Source organism: Streptomyces sp. NC-S4, assembly GCF_054353315.1.
In genome coordinates this window covers 8,099,638-8,123,340 of the sequence record NZ_CM135937.1, presented here as the reverse complement: position 1 = coordinate 8,123,340, position 23,703 = coordinate 8,099,638, and the positions used below count along the sequence as shown (strand labels likewise).

The 23,703-nt window shown below is 73.8% G+C and carries 22 protein-coding genes; 11 read left to right on the top strand and 11 right to left on the bottom strand.

Annotated features, from left to right (window positions below; translation table 11 throughout):
• Positions 1-16: 16 nt before the first annotated feature.
• Both ACXNSR_RS36320 and ACXNSR_RS36315 read right to left on the bottom strand, forming a co-directional pair.
• Positions 17-589 (bottom strand): PadR family transcriptional regulator, encoded by a 573-nt coding sequence (locus ACXNSR_RS36320; protein ID WP_458639586.1) that lies wholly within the window; start codon positions 587-589, stop codon positions 17-19.
• A 138-nt stretch (positions 590-727) separates the two neighbouring features.
• A complete protein-coding gene (locus ACXNSR_RS36315) occupies positions 728-1,825 on the bottom strand; it encodes an alpha/beta hydrolase (RefSeq protein WP_458639585.1) in 1,098 nt (365 codons plus the stop codon).
• A gap of 366 nt (positions 1,826-2,191) precedes the next feature.
• Between ACXNSR_RS36315 and ACXNSR_RS36310 the strand changes: the two genes are divergently transcribed.
• From ACXNSR_RS36310 to ACXNSR_RS36290, 5 genes are all read left to right on the top strand, one after another.
• Positions 2,192-2,839 carry a molybdopterin-dependent oxidoreductase gene (locus ACXNSR_RS36310; RefSeq protein ID WP_458639584.1) on the top strand — a complete coding sequence of 216 codons (648 nt, stop codon included), beginning with the start codon at positions 2,192-2,194 and terminating at the stop codon, positions 2,837-2,839.
• On the top strand, positions 2,829-4,094 hold the full coding sequence (gene efeB / locus ACXNSR_RS36305) for an iron uptake transporter deferrochelatase/peroxidase subunit (RefSeq protein ID WP_458639583.1): 1,266 nt from the start codon (positions 2,829-2,831) through the stop codon (positions 4,092-4,094). The genes ACXNSR_RS36310 and efeB overlap by 11 nt, the downstream gene beginning before the upstream one ends.
• A gap of 135 nt (positions 4,095-4,229) precedes the next feature.
• Positions 4,230-4,835 carry a GOLPH3/VPS74 family protein gene (locus ACXNSR_RS36300; protein WP_458639582.1) on the top strand — a complete coding sequence of 202 codons (606 nt, stop codon included), beginning with the start codon at positions 4,230-4,232 and terminating at the stop codon, positions 4,833-4,835.
• A gap of 143 nt (positions 4,836-4,978) precedes the next feature.
• Entirely contained in the window at positions 4,979-7,732 is a 2,754-nt protein-coding gene (locus ACXNSR_RS36295; protein ID WP_458639581.1) for an ATP-binding protein, read from the top strand.
• Positions 7,733-7,822: 90 nt separating this feature from the next.
• Entirely contained in the window at positions 7,823-8,779 is a 957-nt protein-coding gene (locus tag ACXNSR_RS36290) for a helix-turn-helix domain-containing protein (protein ID WP_458639580.1), read from the top strand.
• 5 nt (positions 8,780-8,784) lie between these two features.
• Here the strand turns inward: ACXNSR_RS36290 and ACXNSR_RS36285 are convergent, their stop codons facing one another.
• The 8 genes from ACXNSR_RS36285 to ACXNSR_RS36250 all read right to left on the bottom strand — a co-directional run bounded on the left by ACXNSR_RS36285 (position 8,785) and on the right by ACXNSR_RS36250 (position 15,886).
• Positions 8,785-9,510: a GPR1/FUN34/YaaH family transporter gene (locus tag ACXNSR_RS36285; protein WP_458639579.1), complete on the bottom strand. Its 726-nt coding sequence runs from the start codon at positions 9,508-9,510 to the stop codon at positions 8,785-8,787.
• A gap of 26 nt (positions 9,511-9,536) precedes the next feature.
• The gene (locus ACXNSR_RS36280; protein ID WP_458639578.1) at positions 9,537-11,456 is read right to left on the bottom strand and encodes an amidohydrolase; all 1,920 of its coding nucleotides are present in this window, start codon (positions 11,454-11,456) and stop codon (positions 9,537-9,539) included.
• Entirely contained in the window at positions 11,453-12,406 is a 954-nt protein-coding gene (locus tag ACXNSR_RS36275) for an alpha/beta hydrolase (RefSeq protein WP_458639577.1), read from the bottom strand. Before ACXNSR_RS36275 ends, ACXNSR_RS36280 begins: the two co-directional genes overlap by 4 nt.
• Positions 12,407-12,450: 44 nt before the next feature.
• Entirely contained in the window at positions 12,451-13,281 is an 831-nt protein-coding gene (locus ACXNSR_RS36270) for an alpha/beta fold hydrolase (protein WP_458639576.1), read from the bottom strand.
• Positions 13,282-13,405: 124 nt separating this feature from the next.
• Positions 13,406-13,906, bottom strand: coding sequence for a DoxX family protein (locus ACXNSR_RS36265; RefSeq protein ID WP_458639575.1), 501 nt, complete (start codon positions 13,904-13,906; stop codon positions 13,406-13,408).
• A 5-nt stretch (positions 13,907-13,911) separates the two neighbouring features.
• Positions 13,912-14,574 (bottom strand): hydrolase, encoded by a 663-nt coding sequence (locus tag ACXNSR_RS36260; RefSeq protein ID WP_458639574.1) that lies wholly within the window; start codon positions 14,572-14,574, stop codon positions 13,912-13,914.
• A 152-nt stretch (positions 14,575-14,726) separates the two neighbouring features.
• Positions 14,727-15,359, bottom strand: a complete 633-nt coding sequence (locus ACXNSR_RS36255; protein WP_458639573.1) for a nucleoside/nucleotide kinase family protein — start codon at positions 15,357-15,359, stop codon at positions 14,727-14,729.
• 107 nt (positions 15,360-15,466) lie between these two features.
• Entirely contained in the window at positions 15,467-15,886 is a 420-nt protein-coding gene (locus tag ACXNSR_RS36250) for an Ig domain-containing protein (RefSeq protein WP_458639572.1), read from the bottom strand.
• Between the two features lie 176 nt (positions 15,887-16,062).
• Between ACXNSR_RS36250 and ACXNSR_RS36245 the strand changes: the two genes are divergently transcribed.
• The 6 genes from ACXNSR_RS36245 to ACXNSR_RS36220 all read left to right on the top strand — a co-directional run bounded on the left by ACXNSR_RS36245 (position 16,063) and on the right by ACXNSR_RS36220 (position 23,127).
• Positions 16,063-17,169 (top strand): aromatic acid exporter family protein, encoded by a 1,107-nt coding sequence (locus ACXNSR_RS36245; RefSeq protein WP_458639571.1) that lies wholly within the window; start codon positions 16,063-16,065, stop codon positions 17,167-17,169.
• A 126-nt stretch (positions 17,170-17,295) separates the two neighbouring features.
• On the top strand, positions 17,296-18,810 hold the full coding sequence (locus ACXNSR_RS36240) for a cytochrome ubiquinol oxidase subunit I (RefSeq protein WP_458639570.1): 1,515 nt from the start codon (positions 17,296-17,298) through the stop codon (positions 18,808-18,810).
• 76 nt (positions 18,811-18,886) lie between these two features.
• Positions 18,887-19,264, top strand: coding sequence for a hypothetical protein (locus ACXNSR_RS36235; RefSeq protein WP_458639569.1), 378 nt, complete (start codon positions 18,887-18,889; stop codon positions 19,262-19,264).
• Between the two features lie 130 nt (positions 19,265-19,394).
• Entirely contained in the window at positions 19,395-20,843 is a 1,449-nt protein-coding gene (locus tag ACXNSR_RS36230) for a carotenoid oxygenase family protein (protein ID WP_458643487.1), read from the top strand.
• Positions 20,844-20,930: 87 nt separating this feature from the next.
• Positions 20,931-22,586, top strand: coding sequence for a D-alanyl-D-alanine carboxypeptidase/D-alanyl-D-alanine endopeptidase (gene dacB / locus ACXNSR_RS36225; protein ID WP_458639568.1), 1,656 nt, complete (start codon positions 20,931-20,933; stop codon positions 22,584-22,586).
• 109 nt (positions 22,587-22,695) lie between these two features.
• On the top strand, positions 22,696-23,127 hold the full coding sequence (locus tag ACXNSR_RS36220; RefSeq protein ID WP_458639567.1) for a VOC family protein: 432 nt from the start codon (positions 22,696-22,698) through the stop codon (positions 23,125-23,127).
• A 13-nt stretch (positions 23,128-23,140) separates the two neighbouring features.
• Here the strand turns inward: ACXNSR_RS36220 and ACXNSR_RS36215 are convergent, their stop codons facing one another.
• On the bottom strand, positions 23,141-23,644 hold the full coding sequence (locus ACXNSR_RS36215) for a hypothetical protein (protein WP_458639566.1): 504 nt from the start codon (positions 23,642-23,644) through the stop codon (positions 23,141-23,143).
• Between the last annotated feature and the right edge of the window lie 59 nt (positions 23,645-23,703).

Below are 23,703 nucleotides of genomic sequence, written 5' to 3'. Positions count from 1 at the left end.
CGCGGCGCGACGGGGTTCAGGCGGTGGCGGTCGGCGGGGGCCCGCCGAGCCGGTGGAGGGTGGCGAGGACGTCGTCGAGCCAGGCGATCGTCATCCGCTCGAACGCGATGCCGCCGCGCAGCACGACGTACTGGAGCTCCTGACCGGCGTCGAGCGGGGCGGGGGCGTCCGGGCCGGTGAAGTCGCGCAGTTCACCGGCGAGATAGCGGGCCAGCCGGTCGCTGTGCGCCCGGTGGTGCCGCTCGACCTCGTGGATCAGCGCGGCCGGGTCGTCGAAGGCCGCGCCGCGGATCTTGACGGCGAGGTCGTGGCGGAGGCTCTCGGGCTCGATCGGCTCGTGCAGCCACGCGGCGAGGGCGGTGCGGCCGGGGCCGGCGACGGAGTACTCCTTCTTGTCCGGCCGGCCCTGCTGCGGGACCTCGCGGACGGCGAGCAGCCCGCTGCTCTCCATGCGCCCCAGGACGCGGTAGATCTGCTGGTGGGTGGCGGTCCAGAAGTAGCCGATGGACCGGTCGAAGCGGCGGGCCAGCTCATAGCCGGAGCCCGGCTTCTCCAGCAGGGAGACGAGGATCGCGTGGTCGAGCGCCATGCCCCGATCTTTCTATGCAACTCGTTGCATAGACAAGCGGCGGGGGTCAGGTGAGACGCGGCTCACCCGGGGCGCGGGGGCGCCGCCGGACACCGGCGGACGCCGCAGGGCGGCCTCGCGCGCCCCCGCCCGCGCGGCTCACTCGGCGGCGAGCCGCGCGCCCGTCCAGACGAGCGCCGGCGGGATCTCCCGCAGCCAGGTGTTGAAGCTGTGGCCGCCGCTGTCGAGGATGATCGACGAGACGTGCGCGGGTGCCTTCACCTTGCGGATGAACTCCTGTGTCTCGGCGTAGTTCGGCTCGCCCCGTAGCGAGGAGGTCACCAGGAACGAGGAGTTCCCCTGCGGCTGGTGGTCCAGGTGCCAGAGCAGGTCGGACCGTTTCTCCTCGTCCTTGTTCCCCTTGAACAGGTCGCCGGAGTCCTGGTCGATCTCGGGCCGGTACTCCGCCGACAGGCCCACGCCCACCGCGTAGGCCTCCGGGTGCTGCGCCGTCATCTTCAGGGCGCAGTAGCCCCCGGTGGAGTCACCGATGATGCCCCAGCTGCGCGGCGAGGTGCCCACGCGATAGGCGCCGGAGACCGCTCTGACCACGTCCGCGCCGAAGAAGGCCTCGCTCTGCGGTCCTCCGGGTACGTCGACGCACTGGGTGTTGGGCGCGGCGATGGTCGGCCGCATCATCACCAGGATCATCGGCTGCATGCGCTTCTGCTTCGCCAGGCTCCACGCCAGCCTCGGGTAGTGCAGCTTCTTGATGAGGTTCTCGGCCATGCCCGGGTAGCCCGTGAGGACGACGGCCGCCGGGAACCTGCGCTGCGCGTCGCTCTTGTCGAAGTACTCCGGCGGCAGGTACACGTACGCCTCGGCGGCGGCACGGGACCGCTCGCCGTGGATCGTCACCTTCTCGATCACCCCGCCCACCTGCGGGTTCCGGCCGCCGGGCACCTCCGGGGCCTGCCGGCCCAGCACCTCCACGGCGGCGCCGCCCGGGACGGCCGGGGCGTGCCGCTTCGTACCGGCGAGGTCGGCCCAGGAGTCGTAGAGGAGGAAGGTGCGGTTGGCCGCGGCGCCGACCGTGGCGAGGACCGACACCTGCACGAGCACGAGCAGCCCGACGCGCCCCAGCACCCGCCGGGCGCCCGGCCGCCCGAGCCGGGGCCACAGCCATACCGTGAGGGCGAACAGCAGCGCCGTGCACGCCGCGACGCCCGCCATGAGCGTGCCACTCGTCAGACCCATGAATCAGCGAACCCTCTGTGCCGTTCCCGTCCGGACACCCGGGTCCGGAGCGCTACCAGTGGGTAGCGCACCAGACAAGAGGGGCGGATCGGTCTCCGCGTTCCCTCCCCGGCCCGGTGGTGCGATCAGGTGGGGACGCAAACGGCACGGCCGACTCGACCCTCCTTTGTGCAATGCCACATGAGGCAGCGAGGGCGGCATGGATCCCGATACGGAATTCCTCTCCGATGCTGTTGGCATTTGACAGTCCTCAGGTATCTTTCACGCGGCAAATTACATTCCATATGCCGATTCTCCTTGCAGATGCGTTCGCACACGACGTATCGACCGTGGGGAGGAGCGGCAGTCGCTGATCAGGAGATCCGCATGAGGCAGGAAGCAGACCGCCGCAGATACGCGGGACGGGCATCGCGCCACGGGGCACACGTGTGTGCCGCCGCCGTCACCGCCCTGCTGATCAGCTCCTGCGGCACGGCCGACGACCCGAAGCACGCGGCGGCCGCGTCCTCTTCGGCGCCGGCTTCGGCTTCGGCATCCCCGAAGGCCTCCCTGGTGCCGATCAAGCCGGGCGAGGTACGCATCGCGGGCGAGGTCGACAAGCCCTACACGATCACCCTGGCCGACCTGCGCAAGCTGCCGCAGGCCGAGGCCCCGGTGGAGTTCACCAGCGCCAAGGGCGACCAGAAGCACACCTATCGGGGCGTGCTGCTGCACGAGGTGCTGAAGGCGGCCCAGCCGCGCTTCGACCAGAGCAAGAAGAACGGGCAGCTGCGCGGTGTGGTCGCGGCCACCGGAGGCGGCGACTACCGGGCGGTCTTCGCCTGGGCCGAACTCGATCCGGGATTCGCCAGGTCGCAGATCCTGCTGGCCGTTTCCGAGGACGGGACGGCCTTCGAGGATTCGGCCGGCCCGCGCCTGGTCGTCCCGCAGGACACCCGCGGCGGCCGCTACGTCTCCGAACTGAACCAGCTGTGGGTCGGCACCGTCGATCCGGTGGTCGACGGTGCCCAGTGAGGCATCCGGAGCGTCCGGCCGCCGCAGGTCCCTGACCCGGCGTGCGCTGCTCGGCGCCGCCGGGTTCGGGGCCGCGGCGGGCGGCGGCGCCCTCGTCGCGGCCACCGTGCGCGAGTCCCCGGCCGCGCCGGGCGACGGCGCCCGCGCCACGGTCCCCTTCCACGGCCCGCAGCAGGCCGGGATCCTCCACCCCCGGCAGACCCACGCCCACCTGGCCGCCTTCGATTTCGGGGCGCGGACCGACCGGGGCCGGGCCGCCGCGCTCCTGCTGCGCTGGAGCACCGCCGCCGCGCGCCTCACCCGCGGCGAACCGGTCGGCGAGGAGATCAGTCCGCCGGGTTCCCGGGCCGCCGACACCGGCGTCGCGCTGGGCTCCGGGCCCGCCTCGCTCACCCTCACCTTCGGTTTCGGCGCGAGCTTCTTCGACCGGGTGGACCTGGCCGCGGCCCGCCCCGAGGCACTCGCGCCCCTGCCCGCCTTCCCCGACGACCGGCTGGACCCGGCCCGCGGCGGCGGCGACCTGTTCGTCCAGATCGCCGCCGACGACCCGCTCGTCGGCCTGCACGCCCTGCGCACCGTCCAGCGCCTGGCGCACGGCGAGGCGAAGACCCGCTGGGTGATGTCCGGGTTCACCACCGCGCCGGTGCCCGGCCGCACGGCGCCCACGCACCGCAACCTGATGGGGCAGCTCGACGGCACCGCCAACCCCTCCCCCGCCGATGCCGCCGCGCGCGACCGGATCCTGGTGACCGCCCCGGATGCACCGCCGTGGCTGGCGGGCGGCTCGTACGTGGTGGTCCGCCGGATCCGGATGCTCCTCGACCACTGGGACACCCTGCCCCTGGAGCACCGGGAACAGGCCGTCGGACGCCGCGCCGCCGATGGCTCCCCGCTCACCGGCGGCGGCGAGCACACCGCCCCCGACCTCGCGGCCAACCGCCCGGACGGCGTCCCGGTGATCGCGCACAACGCACACGTCCGGCTGGCCGCACCCGCCACCAACGGCGGCGCGACGATGCTGCGCCGCGGCTGGTCGTACTACGACGGCCTGCGCGCCGACGGCACACCGGACTCCGGGATGCTCTTCGTCGCCTGGCAGTCCGACCCCCGCACCGGCTTCGTCCCCGTCCAGCAGCGCCTGGCCCGCGGCGACGCCCTCGGCCGGTACCTGGTCCACGAGGCCTCGTCGCTGTTCGTGGTCCCCGGCGGCGTCCGGCCGGGCGGCTACGTCGGCCAGGCCCTGCTGGAGGAGTAGGCCTCCCGGGTGGATCCGGGAACCAGCGGGCCTTCGCGGGCGTTGGTGCGACCATGGGAAGGTGATCAGCCGGTCCCACCGGCCGGCCGGCCCACCGGTATCCGCGCCTTCCGACGACTGCGAGGGGAGCCGTTCATGAGCACGGCGAAAGACCTGTTCATCATCGCCATGGACCCGCCGCCGGACCGTACCGTCGGGCAGGGCGACCTGTCGCTCGCCCTCGCGGGAGCCGAGCTGATCGACCTCCTCGACGCGCAGGCCGCCGCTTTGGACGGCGACCGCATCGTGCCCGGCGCGGAGCAGGAACTGCACGACCCCCTGCTGGCCGAGGCCGCGGCGGCGCTCACCCGCCGGACGCCGTACGAGCGGGTCGACGACTGGCTGTGGCGCCGTGGGCGTGATCTGTCCGCTGCGTACCAGACCGCTCTGGAGGAGGCCGGTGAGCTGACGCGGGGACGGCGCGGCCTGCTGCCCTTCGGGAGCGACCGCATGGAGGTGGCCGACACGCCCGCCCGCCGCCGGGCGCTGGGCCGCCAGGAGGAGGACGAACCCGTCCTCGCCGCCCTCGCCTCGGTCGTGGGCATCGGCAACGTCGAGCCCGAGGCCGAACCGCGCCCGGGGGACGAGGCGGTGACGACCGTCCTGGCCGTCGTCAGCGACGCGGTGATGGAGCTGGAGGCCGTACGCCAGCGGCGGACCATCGAGAACGCGGCGTTCGCCAACATCTGGCGCGGCCCCTGAGGCCCGCGGGCGACCGCGAGCGCCCGTGACGTGCGTTACGCCCGGTCAGAACCATGGCGCGGCCCGACTATGCTCGCCGGAGTGCCGTCCGCCCCTGTGTACGAACGGCGGATGTCCTCCTGCTGAGAAGGTTCGGAACCATCGTGTTGATCGGGCGTCAGGAAGAACGGGCGACCATCGCCGCCGCGTTGTCACCGCAGGCGGCCACCGCGTCGCTGCTGCTGCTCGGTGAGCCCGGGGTCGGCAAGACCCTGCTGCTGGACATGACCGCCGACGACGCCCTGGCGGCGGGGACCCGGGTGCTGCGGGTCCGCGGCAACGCGGCGGAGACCGAGCTGGCCTTCGCCGGACTGCACCAGCTGCTGCTGCCCGTGCTGGACCGGGCCGACGATCTGCCGGTCCGTCAGCGCGGCGCCCTGATGGCCGCTTTCGGCCTGGGCGAGGACCCGACTCCGCCCGACCCCATGATGATGAGCCTGGCGGTGCTGACCCTGGTCTCGCACGTCGCCTCGGCCGGACGGGTACTGCTCGCCGTCGACGACGCCCAGTGGATCGACCCCGGGAGCTGCCAGGTCCTGGGGTTCCTCGCCCGGCGTCTCGCCGGCGAGCCGATCGGGCTGCTCGTCGCCTCGCGCGGTGCCTGCCGACCGGAGTGGCTGGACCGGTCGGTCCCGGAACTGGTGGTACCCGCGCTGTCGCCGGCCGAGGCCGAGGAGCTGATCGGCGCGCAGCCGGATCCGCCCCTGGGGGCAGCCCGGCGCCGGGTGCTGGACACCGCCGCGGGCAACCCGCTGGCCCTGGTGGAGCTTTCGCGCTCGGCGGCCCGCGAGGACGGGCTGCGGGCGGACCGGCCCCGGACGGCCGGGCTCCACCCGGCGGGACCCCACTCGGCCGGCCATCTGCCGGTCACCGATCTGCTGGAGCGGGCCTTCGCCGCCCAGGTGGACGAGCTGCCCGCGGCGACGCGGGCCGCGCTGCTGGTCGCGGCGGCGGCCGAGGGCGTCGGGCCGGCCGGGGTGCTGGCCGCCCTGCCGCCGGGCACGGACATGGACGTCTGGCTGCCCGCGGAGCGGGCGGGGCTGGTCCGGCTGCACAGCGACCGCATCGACTTCCGGCATCCCCTGGTCCGCTCCGCGATCTACGGAGCCGCCCCGTTCGCCGAGCGCCGGCGGACCCACCTGGCGCTGGCGGCCTCGCTCGGGGCCGATCCTGACCGCCGGGCCTGGCAGTTGTCGGCCGCCACGGTGGAACCGGACGCGGCGGTGTCCGCCGCGCTGGAGGCCACCGCCATGCGCGCGTTCGCCCGCGGCGCCCTCGCCGAGGCCCTGGCCGGTCTGGAACGGTCCGCGCAGCTGAACTCCATTCCTGCCGAGCAGACCCGGCTGCTGACGACGGCGGCGTACACGGGCATCCTGACCGGCGACATCGACCGGGCGGAGGAGCTCGCGGCGAAGGCCGCCTCGGTCAACGAGGACCCGGCGGCGACACCCTGGATATCGGCGCTCACCGCCCTGGCGGAGATGCTGATGATGCGGATGGAGCGGGCGTTCGCCCTGATCGCCCCCGACACCCTGCCCGACGTGGCGCAGCTCGACGAGGGCAGTTCCACGATCGTCACCGGGATCGCCTACCACTCGGGCAGCCCCGTGCAGCGCGAGCGCGCGCTGCGACTGCTGGCCGGCCGCGACCTGACGGATCCGACGCCTCCGCATCCGTTCCACCTGTGGGACGCCGGTGTCACGGACCCCTTCGGCAAGGGGGACCTGGTCCGGTCCCACCTGCCCGCCGTCACCTCCGCGCCGGGCCGCGCGCCCACCGAGAACCACACGCTCGGCGTGCTCTGCCTGATCCTCGACGAGACCGAGACCGCGGTGAGCCTGCTCCGTGAGGTGGCCAACCCGCAGTGGGAGGACGCCGACGCCTTCCACGCGGGGATGACCGCAGCCGATCTGGCCTTCGCCCATCTCGACCGGGGCCGCTGGGCGGACGCCCGGCTCGGTGTCGAACGGCTCGCCGGCCGGTTCCTGGACGGTGTCCACACGCACGGCTCCGCGCGGGCGCTGACCGTCCTGGCCACCCTGTGCGCGCTCACCGGCGAGCCGGAGCTCGCGGTACGCCACGCGACGGCCGCCCTCGCCGTCACCGAGCCGGCCGGGGTGCTCGGCGCCGTCGTCCGGGCCCGCCGGGCGGCGGGTCTCGCCGCCACGGCGCTCGGCGACCACGCCTCGGCCTTCCGGCACTTGCGCGCCCTGTTCGACGGGGAGGGGTCGCCCGTCCACTACCACCTGTCGTGCTACGCCGTGGCCGACCACGCGGCGGCCGCCGTGCTCGTCGGGCGTGCCGAGGAGGCCTCGGCCGCTCTGGAGCGGGTCACCGCCGTGGTCGGGGACGGGGGGTCCGTCCGGCTGCGGCAGATCCTGGACCGGGCCCGGGCGCTGCTCGCCGATCCGGCCGAGGCCGGTCCGTTCTTCGAGAGCGCGCTGGCGGACCCGGCCGGCCACCGGTGGCCCTTCGAACATGCCCAGACCTGGCTGGAGTACGGGGAGTGGCTGCGCAGGCAGCGCCGGATCGCCGAGGCCCGCGCCGCCCTGATCAAGGCCCGGGAGATCTTCGACGGGCTGGGGGCGGTGCACTGGAGCGAGCGGGCGCACGCCGAGCTGCGCGCGGCCGGCGTGGCCGTCGCGTCCGCCCCGCGCAGCGCGTTCCGGACGCTGACGCCGCAGCGTCAGCGGATCGTCCGGCTGGCGGCCCAGGGCCTGACCAACCGCGAGATCGGCGAGCGCCTGTTCCTCTCGCCGCGGACCGTCGGCACCCACCTCTACCAGGCCTTCCCGGTACTGGGCGTCACCTCGCGCGGCCGGCTGCGGGACGTGGTGGAGCCGGAGTCGAGCGACTGAAGGACAGGGCAAGTCATGTGACGGATGGCAGCGGTGGCAGTCGTTCCGAGACTGGGCGGAGGAAAAGGCCCCACCCCCCTCGGAGTTCCCATGAGCGTCGTCGTCACCACCTCGTTGCTGTCCCCGTACGAACGGGCGGAGTACTGGTACCACCTGGTGTCGGAGACGTTCATCCCCCTCGACGTCACCCTGCACGAACCCGTGCCGTCCGTGGGGAGCATCGCCAGCGAACGTCTCGGTCCGCTGCAGATATCCGCGGTCCAGGCGGGTCCGCAGAGCGTGTCGCGCAGCCGGCGGCTGATCTCCCGGGGCGGAGAGGAGTTCCTCACCGTCACCTTCCAGCAGACCGGTACCGCGCGGCTGACCCAGGACGGCCGCCGGGCCCTGGTGGAGCCCGGGACCTTCACCTGCTCGGACGCCGGACGCCCGTACGAGCGGGAGCAGCCGGACCACTTCCGTTTCACGGCGATCCGGGTCCCCAAGAGCGGGCTGGGAGTGCCGGAGTCGGATCTGCGGGCGGTCACCGGCACGGTCTTCAGCGGTGACCGCGGGACGTCCGGGCTGGTCGCGGGCTTCCTGAGGCGGCTGGCCGAACGGCCTTCCGGCTTCGACGCGTACACGGGTCAGCAGCTCGCCATGACCGCCATGGACCTGCTGGGCGTGCTGGTGCGCGAGCGGCGCGGGCGGCTGGACCCGTACGCCTCGGACACGGCCCGCGGCATGCTGGCACGCGTCAAGGCGTACGTCCTCACGTCCCTGTCCGACCCCGACCTCTCGCCGGAGCGCATCGCGGCGGCGCACCACATCTCGGTGCGCTACCTGCACAAGCTCTTCCAGCCGGAGGGGACCACGGTGAGCCGCTGGATCCGGCAGGAGCGGCTGGCGCGGTGCCGGCGCGACCTGGCGCGGCGGACGGGAGCCGCCCCGTCGGTGATCGCGGTCGCCCAGCGCTGGGGGTTCACCAGCCCGTCCCACTTCAGCCGGGCGTTCCGCGCCGCCTACGGGATGTCGCCCCGGGAGTGGCAGTGCGGCGCCCGGGGCGAGTGACCGGGTCACAGGGTGCGCCGTACCCCCGCCTGGCGTTCCAGGTTCCGCAGTTGTACGACGAGGTCCCCCTCGACCGCGGTGTGGGCGGGGCCGCTGCGGCCGATGGGCAGCACCTGTTCGCCGCGCATGTCCTCCAGCATCAGGGCGAAGGCGGCGTAGGTGGCGGCGAGGGCCACCAGGAGGCCGAGGACTCCCGCCGCCCGTCCGAGCCACTCGGCCCCGGTCAGCCCGGCCAGGCCGGTGGCCGCCCAGCGGGGCAGGGAGACCACGATGACCAGCCAGAGCGCCCGCTTGGGCCGGGTCACGAGGGCCATCAGCGCCCCGAAGCACAGCAGCGTCAGGTTGAACACGCCCAGCACGCGGTGACCGCCGGCCGCGCCGGTGCCCGTCACGAGGGCGTATGCCAGCCAGCTTCCGGCGAACGTGCCCATGAGCGTGGCCGCGATCACGTCCCGGGCGCCGAACGCGAGGAAACTCACGAGGAGTTGGAGGGCGAAGGCGGGCAGTACGCACAGGGCGACGGCCCGGCGGTCGGCGGCCTCGAGGACCCCGAGCTGCAGGCAGCCGGTCATCACGGAGGCGATCGCCACCGTGAAGAAGCCCAGGGGCATGGGTGAGGCGATGGGGTGCAGGTTGATCCGTGTCATCGCCCGGAGGTCCGGTTCGTGGCGGCGCCCGGGCGGCGCCCCGTCCGGGCCGCCCGCAGTGGTGTCGCCCGGGACTGTGCTCATCTGGTGGGTTCCCCTGCTTCCGTGGGTCAGTGCGCGAAGCACGGGTCGGTGAAGGGCTGCGGTGGCGTCCCCGGCGCGGATCCGCGCGCCGCCCGCCACAGCCGGTGCTGCTCGGACTCGGCGACGGCCTCGGCCATCAGCTCGGCCTGGCGCACGCCGCCGCCCGCCGCCTGGTATCCGCCGAAGCGGGCCACCGGCGCCCACTGCGGGCTGACCGGCGGGAGGGGCGCGGCCAGGCCCTCGTACTCGGCGGTCGCGTACACGATGCGGCCGCCGACGACCGTGCACACGGACTCGATGCCGGGGATCGCGGCCTCGGGCACGGTGAAGTAGTCCTCCGACAGGATCGCGAGGTCGCCGTAACAGCCCTCCCGGAGCACGCCCTTGACGTCCTCCTCGCCGGTGAGCCGCGCGCCGCCCCGGGTGTAGAGGCCGAGCGCGGTCTCCCGGTCGACGGAGGTCCCGGCCGGGCGGAGCGGCGTACCGCCCACGGTGCGGCCGGTCACCAGCCAGTGCAGGCTCACCCACGGGTTGTACGAGGACACGCGCGTGGCGTCGGTGCCGGCGGCGACGGTGAGGCCCCGGTCGAGCATGGCGCGCACGGGCGGGGCCTGAGAGGCGGCCCCGGCGCCGTAGCGCTCCAGGAAGGCGGTCCCCTGGAAGGACATCCGGTTCTGCACGGAGAGGGCGCCGCCGAGGGCGGCGATGCGGTCCAGGCTGTCGGCGGAGACGGTCTCCGCGTGGTCGAAGAGCCAGCGGTTCCCGCCCGGGAAGAGCCCTTCGGCGGCGAGTTTCTCGAACACCGCCAGGTCGCGGCGGATCGTCTCGTCGTAGGTGGCGTGGAGCCGGAAGCCCCAGCCGTTCTCCATCAGCAGCCGGACGGCCTGCTCGAACTCGGTCTCGTACCCCTCGGCGAGCTCCGGGCGGGGCTCGGAGAAGTTCTCGAAGTCGGCGGCCGCCCAGGTCAGGTTCTCGCCGGCGCCGCCGAGGCGCAGCCATTCGTCGCCGTCCCCCGGCTTGACGGTCTCGGTCCAGCGCTTCAGATCGGCGAGCTCCTGCCCGGCGGTCTGCGGGAACAGGTGGTAGCTGATGCGCAGCGACAGCTCCCCCGACCGGGCCAGGTCGATGACGGTGGCGTAGTCGTCGGGGAAGTTCTGGAAGCCGCCGGCGGCGTCGACCGCCGAGGTCAGCCCGAAGCGGTTGAGCTCGCGCAGGAAGTGCCGGGTCGAGGTCCGCCGGTCGGCCGCGTCCAGGGTCGGGGCCTTGGCGAGGGTGGAGTACAGGACGAGGGCGCTCGGCGCCGCCAGGAGGATCCCGGTGGGATCGCCGTCGTGGCCCCGGACGATCTGCCCGCCGCGCGGGTCGGGGGTCTCGCGGGTGAATCCGGCGGCCCGCACGGCCGCCCGGTTCATCAGCGCCGACTGGTAGAGGTGCAGGACGAACACGGGGGTGTCGGGCGCGGCGGCGTTCAGCTCGGCCACGGTCGGCATCCGGCGTTCGGCGAACTGCTCGGCGGTCCAGCCGCCGACCACCCGGATCCACTGGCCCTTGGGGGTGCGGCCGGCCTGCTCGCGCAGCATGGCCAGCGCGTGGCGCAGGCTGCGTACGCCGTCCCAGCGCAGCTCCAGCACGTAGTTCAGGCCGCCCCGGATGACGTGCAGGTGGGAGTCGTTCAGTCCGGGGACCACCCGGCGGCCCAGGGCGTCGACCACCCGGGTCGCCGGGCCCACGAGCCCGGCGAGGTCGTGGTCGTCGCCGAGGGCCACGACCCTGCCGTCGCGGATCGCGACGGCGCGGGCCTCGGGCCGGGCCGGGTCCCCGGTGTACACCTTCGCGTTGCGCACGAGCAGGTCGGCGGCCGGGCGCCCGGCCGCCGGATCCTCCGGGCGGCGGGCGGCGACCACACCGGCCACGGGCATGCCCGGCGTACCGGCGGGGGCCGTCATACCAGGGCCTCGCACAGGGTCTCGACGGCCTGGCCGATGGCGAGCGACGCGGCCCGCGTCTCGCGCAGCGCGTTCAGCATGACGAAGTCGTGGAGGGTGCCCAGGACGCGCAGGGCCGTCACCGGGACCCCGGCGGCGCGCAGCCGGGCGGCGTACGCCTCGCCCTCGTCGCGCAGGACGTCGGCCTCGGCGGTGATGACCAGGGCGGGCGGCAGTCCGGTGAGCTGGTCGAGGGTGGCGCGCAGCGGGGAGGCGGTGATCTGTGCCCGCTCGGCCGCGTCGGTCGTGTACTGGTCCCAGAACCAGCGCATGGCGTCGCGGCGCAGGAAGTAGCCCTCGGCGAACTGCGCGTAGGAGTCGGTGTCGAAGGCCGCGTCGGTGACCGGGTAGAAGAGGACCTGGTGCAGGAAGCGCACGTCGCCGCGCTGCTTGGCCATGAGGGTGAGGGCGGCGCTCATGTTGCCGCCGACCGAGTCGCCGGCGACGGCGATCCGGGTGCCGTCGAGGTCCTTGTGGTGTCCCTCGCGGGCCACCCACTGGGCGACGGTGTAGTTCTGTTCGATGGCGACCGGGTAGCGGGCCTCGGGCGACAGGTCGTACTCGGGGAAGACCACGGCCGCCCTTGCGCCGACGGCCAGTTCGCGCACCAGCCGGTCGTGGGTGTGGGCGTTGCCGAAGACCCAGCCCGCGCCGTGCAGGTAGAGGATGACGGGCAGCGGTCCGGTGACGCCGAGGGGGCGCACGATCCGGGTGCGGACGTCGCCGGTGGGGCCGCCCTGGACGGTGGTCCATTCCTCGTCGACGGCGGGCAGGGCGACGCCCTCGCCGCTCTGGACGTCGTCCACGGCCTTCCGGCCTTCGGCGACGGGGATCTGGTACAGGTACGGCGGCTGGGCGGTGGCGTGGGCGAAGGCCTGGGCGGCGGGTTCGAGTACGGGCTCGTCGGGCATGGGGGCTCTCCTTCGGTGGGGGTGTCGGGGGTGGGTGGCCGTGCTCAGCGGAGGAAGGCGAGCAGGGCGGTGTTGACCTCGGCGGCGTGGGTCCAGGTCAGGCCGTGCGGACCGCCGGGGACGACCGTGAGCTGGGCGCCGGTGATGCTCTTCGCCAGGGGGATGGCGGTGGCGTCGATGGGCAGGGTACGGTCGGCGTCGCCGTGGATGATGAGCGTGGGCACGTCGATGCGGGGCAGGTCGGCGCGGAAGTCGGTGAGCCAGGCCTGGACGCAGTCGAGGGTGCCCTTGGCGGAAGCGCCGACGGCCACGTTCCAACTGGCGCGGACCGCCTCCTCGCTGATGCGTTCGCCGCCGAGGACGTCGACGTTGTAGAAGTCGGCGAGGAAGGAGGTCATGAAGGCGAAGCGGTCGGCGGTGATGGCGTCCTCGATGCCCTTGAAGACGCCGGCGTCCACCCCGCCGGGGTTGTCCTGCGTCTTGAGCAGGAAGGGCGGCACCACACCGATCATGACGGCCTTGGCGATGCGTCCGCTGCCGTAGGTGCCGAGGTAGCGGGTCACTTCGCCGCTGCCCATGGAGAAGCCGACGAGGACGGCGTCGCGCAGGTCGAGCGCGGTGAGGACCTCGTTCAGGTCGGAGGCGAAGGTGTCGTAGTCGTAGCCGTCGGCGGGCTGGTCGGAGCGTCCGAAGCCGCGCCGGTCATAGGTGACGACCCGGTGGCCGGCGGCGAGCAGGGCGGCGGTCTGCTTCTCCCAGGAGGCCCCGCTCAGCGGCCAGCCGTGGATCAGCACGACCGGCGCTCCGGTGCCGTGGTCCTCGTAGTAGAGCTCGACGGGGGCGGTGGGTCCTTCTGCGACCTTGATGTACGGCATGGGGTGGTGCTCCTCTGTCGGATGTGCTGCAGGTGTCGGGTGGTGTGGGTGTGGGGCCGGGTGGGCCCGGCCGGCGCACAGGGGTGTGCGCGGACGGCCGGGCCCGGTCCGTGCGGCGTGGGGTTCAGCCGTGGTCGGCGGCCGGGGCGCGGTGCAGGACGAGCCGGGTGAGCAGGCCGCTGCCGACGCCCGCCGCGAGTACGGGGGCGATCCACCACAGCGGGTAGGGGGTGAGGCCGAGCGCCGCGTCGAGGGAGAAGGCGCCGGGCCCGGTGGCCGCGAGCGCGGCGGCGGTGACGATCAGCACCAGGGGGTACTCGTAGCCGTCGTTCTGCACCCAGAGGCCGCCGGGCCACTTCACGGTGAGGGCGACGGTCATGACGCCGATGACGCCGGTCGCGGCGAGCGGTGTCAGCAGGCCGGCGGCCAGCAGGAGGCCCGATCCGATCTGGCCGCCGCCCGCCGCGAGGGCGGTGAGGACGCCGCCGCGGAAACCGTCGGCGCGGAACTCGCGCGCGCCGCCGTCGAGGCCGTTGCCGCCCAGGTGCCGGCTGATCTTCTGCACCCCGTGGGCCGCGACGAGCAGGCCCACGAGCAGACGCAGTATCAGGATGCCGGTGTCCAAAGGGGTCAGCCGGCCGCGTGCTCGCCGATGACGGCCTGCGCGTAGACGACGCCGAGGCCGTAGGCGCCGGCGTGGGCCTTGACGACCTCCATGACCGCGCCGTACGTCTCCTGGCGCGCCCAGTCGCGCTGGAGCTCCAGCAGCACCTGTACCCAGGTCACCGGTACGGCCCCGGCGGCCAGCATCCGCTGGAGGGCGTGCTCGTGGGCGGCCGGGCTGACGCCTCCGGAGGCGTCGGAGACCACGTAGACCTCGTAGCCCTGCTCCAGTGCGGACAGGGCGGGCAGCACCAGGCAGACCTCGGTCCACAGGCCGGACAGGATGATCTTCTTGCGTCCGGTGGCCTTGACCGCCGCCACGAGCGCCTCGTCCTCCCAGGCGTTCATCGACGTACGGTCGATGACCTCGTGCCCGGGGAACACGTCGGCGAGCTGGGGCAGCAGCGGACCGGAGAAGGACTCGGCGGCGACGGTGGTCAGCACGACCGGCACGTCGAACGCCCTGGCCGCCTTCGCGAGGCCCACCGTGCTGTTGATGATGGCGGCGCGGTCACCGCTGCCCGTACCGAAGAACATCTGCGGCTGGTGGTCGACGAAGAGCATGACCGAGTTGTCGGGCGTGAGCAGGTCCGCGCTCGGGGCGGCGTGGACCTTGCTGATGTCGAACATGGGGGGTGTCCTCCCGGAACAATAAGGAATATCGCCGTCCGCGATCCCGCGGCCCGGCACACCCCGAAACTAGGCAGGCTCCGGCCGGTCGACTTTCCTTACCGTGCACGGGTGTTGGCACGAGAGCGCACGGCGCGCCCGGCCGGGCCCCGTCAGCCCGCGCCGAGGACGAGGTCGTCCAGGACGAGGTCGGCGCGGTGGCGGCCGAGGGCGACGAGGCGCGCGTTGGCCTCGTCCGAGCGGGCGACCCACTCGCGCGCGTGCGCGGGGTCCTTGCCGTGCCGTACGTGACGGCCGATCAGCCGCTCCAGGCGCAGTTCCTCGGCCGGGGCGAGGTACCAGGCCTCGTCCAGCAGCGGGCGCACCGAGGTCCACTCCCCCGCGTCGTGCAGCAGGTAGTTCCCCTCGGTGATCACCAGCGGCACGTCCGGGGGCACGGGGATGCTGCCCGCGATCGGCTCCTCCAGGGAGCGGTCGAATGCGGGCGCGTACACCGTGGGCCCGTGCGGTGCGCGCAGCCGGCGCAGCAGGGCGACGTAGCCCGCGGCGTCGAAGGTGTCCGGGGCGCCCTTGCGGTCGGCGCGGCCCAGGCGGTCCAGCACCGCCTGGGCGAGGTGGAAGCCGTCCATCGGGACCACGACGGCCCGCTCCGGCCCGAGGGCGTCCGCGATCCGGGCGGCCAGGGTGGACTTCCCGGCCCCCGGGGGCCCTGCGATGCCCAGCACGCGCCGCCCGCCCGGGGCGGCCAGCGCCCGGGCCCTCGCTACCGGTTCCGTCGGGTCCATCCGCACATCCTGCCCGAGGTGCGGCGCCCGGCGCCCCTCCCCGCGATCGGGAGAGGGGGCCGGACTCCGGACGCCGGACGCAGGGCGCCGGACGCCGCGCCGCCGGGTCAGCAGCGGGGACAGGCGTCGCGGATGACGCGCCAGGTGAAGGTGGTGGAGCCGGTCGCACCCGTGGTGTCCCTGGCGGTGACGGTCACCGTACGGGTGCCGCTGCCGCGCAGGAGGCCCGAGATCAGGCCGGTCGAGGAATTGATCGAGGCACCGGTCGGCAGGTTGACCGCGGACCAGGTGTAGGGGGCCGCGCCGCCGGTGGCGGTCATCGGCAGGTACGCGGAGTCGTACTGGAGGGACACCTGGTTGCCCGGGTTGGCCACGGACGGGGCGGCGGCCGCCGCCGTGCGCGTCGCCGCCGGGCCGGCCGGGCTGTGCGGCGCGGCGACGGACGGACCGACCGACGCTGCCAGGACGGCGGTCAGGCCGACGGCCAGCGCCGCCAGTCTGCGCGGGGTGCGTGTGGATGTGCTCAACGGAACCTCCGAACTCGTCGGGCGGGAGCGGTGCTCCCGGTACGGGTCCCGGAGACCGCCATCACCCGTTGTGGGTATGCATGTTCGAAGTGCGTGGCGCGCGTCGGAATCATAGGCGGGCCCGGCCGTCCCGTCGATGGCGCCGCCGTCGTCCGTACAGGCCTACGATGTCCGCCATGCCCGGTTCGGTCACCGTTGCGCACGGCCCCCCGCCCCGCGCACGGCTGCGGTCCGCCGCCCGCCTGGCCGTGTGCGCCGCCGTGCCCTGGTTCCTGTGCCTGTGGTGGGGCACGAGCACCGTCCCGCTGCCGGCGGCCCTGCCGGCCGTACTGATCCTGCGCGACGACGTCTACGACGCCCCGCGCCGGGGGTGGGACCGGCTCGTGGGCGTCGTCGTGGGCGTGGCGCTGACCACGCTCGTGCTGCACTGGCTGCCGCCGCCCGCGGCCTCCTCGGCGACCTCGGTGTCGGCGGCCGCGTCCGTGTCCTTCCTCGCCGTACTGGCCTGCGGCTGCGCGGGCATGTACCTGATGTACCAGGGCGGCGCCCCCAACCAGCAGGTCCTGGTCAGCGCGCTGGTGATCTACGCGACCGCCCTCCCCGGATACGCCCTGGCCCGCCTGGTGGAGAGCGCCGTCGGCATCGCCGCCGTCGTCCTGCTGGGGCCGCTGCTGTGGCCGCCGGACCCGTACCGGTCGGCCGCGGCCGGCCTCGGCACCTACCGGGGCGAACTGGGCGGCCTCCTGGGCACGGTCGCCGCCCGGCTCGGCGCGGGCGGACCGCCCACCGCCCAGGGGCTCCCCGAGGACGCGGAGTTGTGGCTGCGGCCGCGGAAGGGCCTCGCGGCCTACGAGCGGGCCGCTCGGCGCGCCCGGCTGCCCCGGCTGTACCTCCGTACGCCGAAACGGCCGCCGGACGGGCTGGAGGAGCGGCTGAGGCTCGCCGACCGGACCGCCCTCACCCTCCAGTACTTCACCCGGGAACTCCGCGAGCGGGCCCGGACCGACGGCACGGGCCGCCCTCCCGGGACCGGGCCGGGCACCGCCCCGCCCGACGCCGCCCTGCGCGACCTCGCCCCGCTGGTCCGGGCCACCGCCCGGACCGTGGACGCGGCGCTGCGGGCCGACGAGGACCGCGCCGCGGTGGCCGTGGACCTCGACCGGGCCCGCGCCCTGGACCTCGCCCACCGCGCGGCCCACCCCACCCGGCACGACGCCGTCCTGCGGGCGGGCCTCCACCTGACCCACGAAGCCGTCGCCGACCATCTGTCGGCCCGCCCCTGACGACCGCCCCTGACGACCGTCCGGGGCAACCCCGAGCGGGTCGGCCGCCGCTGACCGGCCGTGTGCCCGTACGCCGGGCAGAGTGGCCCCCCAGTGAGCAGCGGCCGAGCGCGGAGGAGGACGAGGATGCCGTGGGACCTGGCTCTGGCGCCCGACACGATCGCCCGGTGGCAGTTCGGCATCACCACCGTCTACCACTTCCTCTTCGTGCCGCTGACGATCTCCCTCGGCGTGCTCGTGGCCGTCCTGCAGACCGCGTGGGTGCGGACCGGGAAGCGCCCGTATCTGATGGCCACCACGTTCTGGGGCAAACTGTTCCTGATCAACGTCGCGATGGGCGTGGTCACGGGCATCGTGCAGGAGTTCCAGTTCGGGATGAACTGGTCGACGTACTCGCGGTTCGTCGGCGACGTCTTCGGTGCGCCCCTGGCCTTCGAGGCGCTGATCGCCTTCTTCCTCGAATCGACCTTCATCGGCCTGTGGATCTTCGGCTGGGACAAGCTGCCGAAGAGGATCCACCTGGCCTGCGCCTGGGCCATGGCCGTCGGGGCCCTGCTCTCCGCCTGGTTCATCCTCGCCGCCAACTCGTGGATGCAGCACCCCGTCGGCTACACCGTCTCGCCCGAGACCGGACGCGCCGAACTCACCGATTTCCTCGCCGTGCTGACGCAGGAGACCACGCTCGTGGTCGTCTACCACACCCTCGCCGCCGCGTTCCTGACCGGCGGGGCCCTCATGGCGGGCGTGGCGGCGTTCCACCTGCGGCGCGGCGGGCACGTTCCCGTGATGCGGGCCTCGCTGCGCCTGGGCCTGGTCACCCTGGCCGTCTCCGGCCTGCTCGTGGCCCTCAGCGGGGACACGCTGGCGAAGGTCATGTTCCGGCAGCAGCCGATGAAGATGGCCGCGGCCGAAGCCCTGTGGGAGGGGCAGACCTCCGCGCCCTTCTCCGTCTTCGCCATCGGTGACGTGTCCGAAGGCCACAACACCGTCGAATGGTCCATCCCCGGGCTGCTGTCCTTCCTCGCGGAGGGCAACTTCACCGCCTACGTCCCCGGGATCAACGACACCGCCGCCGCCGAGGAGGCGCGGTACGGCCCCGGCGACTACCTCCCGAACATCCCCGTCGCCTTCTGGGGCTTCCGCTTCATGATCGGTTTCGGCATGGCCTCGTTCGGCCTGGGCCTGCTCGGCCTGTGGCTGACGCGGCGCCGCTTCCTGCTCCGGCCCGCCCTGCGCACCCCCGAGGACGAGGTGCCGCACCTCGCCCTCACCCGCGGCCGCCTGCTTCCCCCGAGAGCGGCCGCCTGGTACTGGTGGCTGACCCTGTGGACCCTGGCCTTCCCGCTCGTCTCGAACTCCTGGGGCTGGATCTTCACCGAGATGGGCCGTCAGCCGTGGGTGGTCTACGGGCTGCTGCGCACGGCCGACGCCGTGTCCCCCGAGGTCTCCCAGGGCGAGGTGATCGCCTCCCTCACGGCCTACACCGCGCTGTACGCCGTACTCGCCGCGATCGAGATCACCCTGATGGTCCGGGCCGTGCGGGCGGGCCCCGCCGAACCGGCACCGCACGAACTCGACCCGCCCACCCGGATCGGCGGCGACCACGACGACCACGACCGGCCGATGGCGTTCTCGTACTGAGCGGTGCCGGTACCGGTCGGCCCCGGCGCGCGGGTCACCGATAGGCTCGTGCACCGACCGGGGAGACGAAGGATCGATGACGTTGAACGAAGGCCTGCGGGTGAAGCTGGCCGCCGACCTCACGCTGACCGGTTCGCTCACGGCGGCGGGGGACGCGGTCGCCGGCTCCCTGGCCCTGGCCTCGGGCACCGGGGGCACCGTCGAGCGGGTGGAGGAACACCTGCCGCAGAGCGGCGAGGACGTCCGCGAGTACGAGCGCCTGAAGTCGCTCCTCGACTCCTTCGGACACCAGATGCCCGAAGGGAGCAGGAAGCAGCTCCAGGAGCAGGTCGCCGCCCTGGAACCGGCGTGGACCGCCTTCCAGGAGCGGAAGCCTCACGTGACGGTCCGCGTCCGCCTCGACAACGGGTTCGTCCTCGACGGCACGGACGGGGAGCTCTTCACCTCCGCCTGAGGCCGGCCGGGGCCCGCCGGGGCCGACCGGGGCCGCCTGGCGGCCTCACCCGGCACGCGTTTCACTGGAAGGTGCCGTGCCGGCGCGCCCACGCAGGAGCGCGCACCCGGGAGGTCCCGTGAACACGTACGTGCCACCCCGCTTCGACCCCACCCGAGTTCCCCACCTGCTGGGGTCCTTCGCGCCCGTGTCCGAGGAAGTCGACTTCGCGGACCTGGAGGTCACGGGCGAGCTGCCGGACACCCTGGACGGCCTGTACCTGCGCAACGGCCCCAATCCGCGGTTCACGCCGATCGGCTCGTACCTGTACCCCATCGACGGCGACGGCATGCTGCACGGCGTGTGGATCTCCGGAGGGCGGGCCCGCTACCGCAACCGCTTCGTACGCACCCCCGCTCTGCTGGCCGAGGAACGGGCCGGCCGCGCCCTGTGGGGCGGCCTCGAATCGATGATCGTGCCGGACGCCGACCAGGTGGGACCGGAGCTCGCCGGCACCTTCCGCGACATGCCCGACATCAATGTCGTCCGGCACGCCGGCCGCCTGCTGGCCCTCGCCGAGTCGGCCTGTCCCTTCCGGATCGACGCCGGACTGTCGACGCTCGGCCGCGAGGACTTCGGCGGGGCGCTGCCCCGCGGCATCACCGCCCACCCGAAGATCGACCCGGTCACGGGCGAGATGGTCGTCTTCTGCTACGGCCTGGAGCCGCCCTACCTGACCTGGTCCGTCATCGACCGGGACGGCACGGTCGGCCGCGGGCCGACCCCCGTCGACGGGGTGGACGAGCCGATGATGATCCACGACATGGCCCTGACCGGCCGCTACGCGATCCTCGTCCTCGCCCCGGCCTTCTTCGACCTCGCCGCGGCCATGGCGGGCGGCTCGTTCCTGGCCTGGCGTCCCGAGCGCGGCACCCGGGTGGCCCTGATCCCGCGCGACGGCGGACCGGTGCGCTGGGCGGCCGACGAGGCCTTCTGGGCCTGGCACACCGTGAACGCGTACGACGACGGCCCGGGCGCCGACGCCCCGGTGGTCCTCGACTACGTGCAGTGGAGCAGGCTCACCGTCGGCGGCCCCGAGGAGAACGCCGAACCCGTCAGCGGCGGCCTGGTACGGGCGCGCCTCGACCCGGCCGCCGGCCGGATGGCCCGTACCCCGCTGGACGACTCCCGCGTGGAGTTCCCGCGGGTCGACGACCGGCGCATCGGGCGGCGGCACCGGTACGCCGCGCTGGCCACCGAAACCGGGCGGACGGACCTGCTGCCCGGCGAGTTCGACGCCGTGCGCTGGTACGACGCCGAGCGAGGCACCTCCCGGGTCTGGGCGGCCGGGGACCTGTCCGTCGGCGAGCCGGTCTTCGCCCCCGAGCCGGGCTCCGGGACCGATTCCGGGACCGGCTCCGGGACCGGCTCCGAGGAGCGCGGTCACTGGCTGACCTTCGCCACGGACCGCACCGACGGGTCGAGCTGGTTCCTGGTCATCCCCGCCGAGGATCCCGCCTCGGGGCCGGTGGCCCGCGCCCGGATCCCCGTACGCGTCCCGCTCGGCCTGCACGGCTGCTGGCTGCCGACCGAGGAGTGAACCCGCCCGGCGCGCCCGCCCGGCCCCGCCGTGCCACGCTGTTCTCCTGGGCCTCGGGAGAAACAGCCGCGACGAACGGAGCGCGCTGTGAGCAGACCGATCCACTCCGCACCGCTGCGGCGCGGTACGGCCGCCGCCTGCGCCGCGCTGCTGTTCGTGGCCCTCGCCCCGGGCACCGCGACGGCGGCGGACCCGACCCCCTCACCGTCCGCGACCGCGCCCTCCGCCACCGCGCCGTCCGCCACCGGTGACACGGGACTCGCCGGCCTCGACCCCCGCATCACGGAGATCATGCGCAAGCCGGACTACCGCCATGCCCAGTGGGGTCTGCTCCAGACCGACCCGGAGAGCGGGCGCGTGGTGCACAGCCTCTTCCCCGAGCAGTTCTTCATCCCCGGATCCACCGCGAAGCTGATCAGCGTGTCGGGGCCCTGGCACACCCTCGGCGCCGACCACCGCTTCGTGACCCCGCTCTACGCGGTCGGCTCGCGCGACGGCGCCACACTGACCGGCGACCTCGACCTCGTCGCCCAGGGCGACCTCACGATGGGCGGCCGGACGCGCCCCGACGGCACGGTCGCGTACACCGACCTCGACCACACCTACGCCAACGACTTCCCCGGCGCGACCCTCACCCCGGAGAACCCGCTCGCCGGGATCGACAAGCTCGCCCGGCAGGTCCGCGACTCGGGCATCACCCGCGTCGACGGCGACGTGATCGTCGACAGCCGGCTGTTCGTCCCCGACCCGGAGCTCGTCCCCACCCCGACGCCCCTGATCATCAACGACAACCTGATCGACCTCATGACCACCCCCGGGGACCGGCCCGGCGCGGACGCCCGGCTGGACTGGCGGCCCAAGGTCGCGCCCTACGCGGTCACCTCGGCGGTGAAGACCGTGGCGGCCGGGAAGCCGACCGCGATCACGGTGACGGCCACCGACGGCGGTACCCGGATCCGCCTGACCGGAACGATCGCGGCCGACTCCGCACCGCTGCTGCGCACCTCGCCGATCGGCGACCCGGCCGCCTTCGGCCGCGTCGCGCTGATCGAGGCCCTCGAACGCGCCGGGGTGCACGTCACCGCCGACCCGTCGGGCCCCAATCCGGTGGGGCGGCTGCCGCGCGACTACGCCGGACGCCCGCGCGTGGCCGCGTACACCTCCCCGCCCTACGCGCAGTACGCCAAGCTGATCCTCAAGGTCAGCCACAACCTGGGCGCCAACCTGGGCATCTGCCTGCTCGCCGTCACCGCGAAGAGCGACCAGTGCCCGGCCGGCTTCCCGGTGCTCGCCGACTTCCTCGACGAGGCCGGCGTCGACCGCGAGCAGGCGCAGCTCATGGACGGCCGGGGCGGCAACCCCGCCGACCGGGCCACGCCGCAGGTGCTGGTGCAGATGCTGGCCTACTGGCAACGGACCCCGGACGCACGGCTGTTCCGGGAGGCCCTGCCCATCCTCGGGGTCGACGGGCTGCTGGCCGAGAACTGCCGCAGTTGTCCGGCCCGGGGGAAGGTGTTCGCCAAGACCGGCGCGGCCGTCGGCGGTGACGCCCTCAACGACCGGCTGGCCGTGGGCGCCATCACCATCGCGGGCTACCTCGACAAGGGCGGCGGCCGCTTCGACACCTTCTACGCGGGCGTCAACGGCGCCTCCACACCGGGCGCCGACCCCACCGAGGTACTGGCCATCTCCAACGACCTCGCGATGATCGCCGCCTACCTCCAGGAGTCGTCCTCGCCCTGACCGGTCGCCCCCCCCTGCGGCCGCAACTCCCCTGCGGCCGGAGGACGTTCGCGTGATCGCCCCGGGGCCCGGCCCGGTGTGGTCCAAGGCCCTGCCCTATGCTGGCCCGATGTCGATCAAGCAAGTACAGATCACCTTCGACTGCGCGGAACCCGAGCGCGTCGCCCGTTTCTGGCGCGCGGTGCTGGGGCACGTCGTACCGCCGCCACCGGAGGGGTTCGCCACTTGGCACGATTTCGATCGCGCACAGCCGCCCGGGTACCAGGGTCCGGCGTTCGCGTCCATCGATCCCACGGACGGGGGCCCGCGGCTGTTCTTCCAGCGGGTTCCCGAAGGCAAGGTCGTCAAGAACCGGGTGCACCTGGACGTGCGGGTCGGCTCCGGACTGGTGGGTGCGGAGCGCCTGGCCGCGCTCGAGGCCGAATGCGCACGGCTGGTCCCGCTCGGCGCGGTACGCGGGCAACTGCTGCTCGCCGACGGAGTCAACGAGTCGTGCCTCAACATGCAGGACGTCGAGGGCAACGAGTTCTGTCTCGACTGAGCGGGGGGACCGGCTACGGCTGCGCCCAGGTGCGCAGCAGGTCTTCCCGCGCCCGCGGCTCGGGGGTGCCCTCCAGGGCGTGCTCCCGGCCCCACGCCTCGACGGTCCGCGGGTCGGCGGTTCCCGCCACGAAGCGGTCGAGCAGGTCCTGGGAGAGCCGTGCCTCCTCGGCGGGGTAGCCGGCCGCCGCCGCGTGGACGGTGACCTCGTGCGTGCCCTCCTCCGTCTCCAGGCGCAGCGTCATCTCGGGCGGCCCCTCGCCGAGGTAGTCCGCGCCGATCGCGGCCGAGATCATCGCGCCGAGGGCCTTCGTCGCACGGCCCACCGGGTTGTGCCCGGGCACGTCCTCGACCACGGCGGAACGCAGCTCCGCCCAGGTCCATGCCCGGGGGCTGTCCGGGTCCACGGTTTCCAGGCCCTCGGCGGTCAGCCGGGCGCCGATCCCGAAGGCGTTCGGCGGCGACCCCACGTACACCGCGTCCGCAGTGACCCAGAACAGTCCGACCATCGCCGCCACGTGCCGCTCCCCGCTCTCGTCCCCGACCCACCATCCTTACCGCCCGCCGGGAACGGACC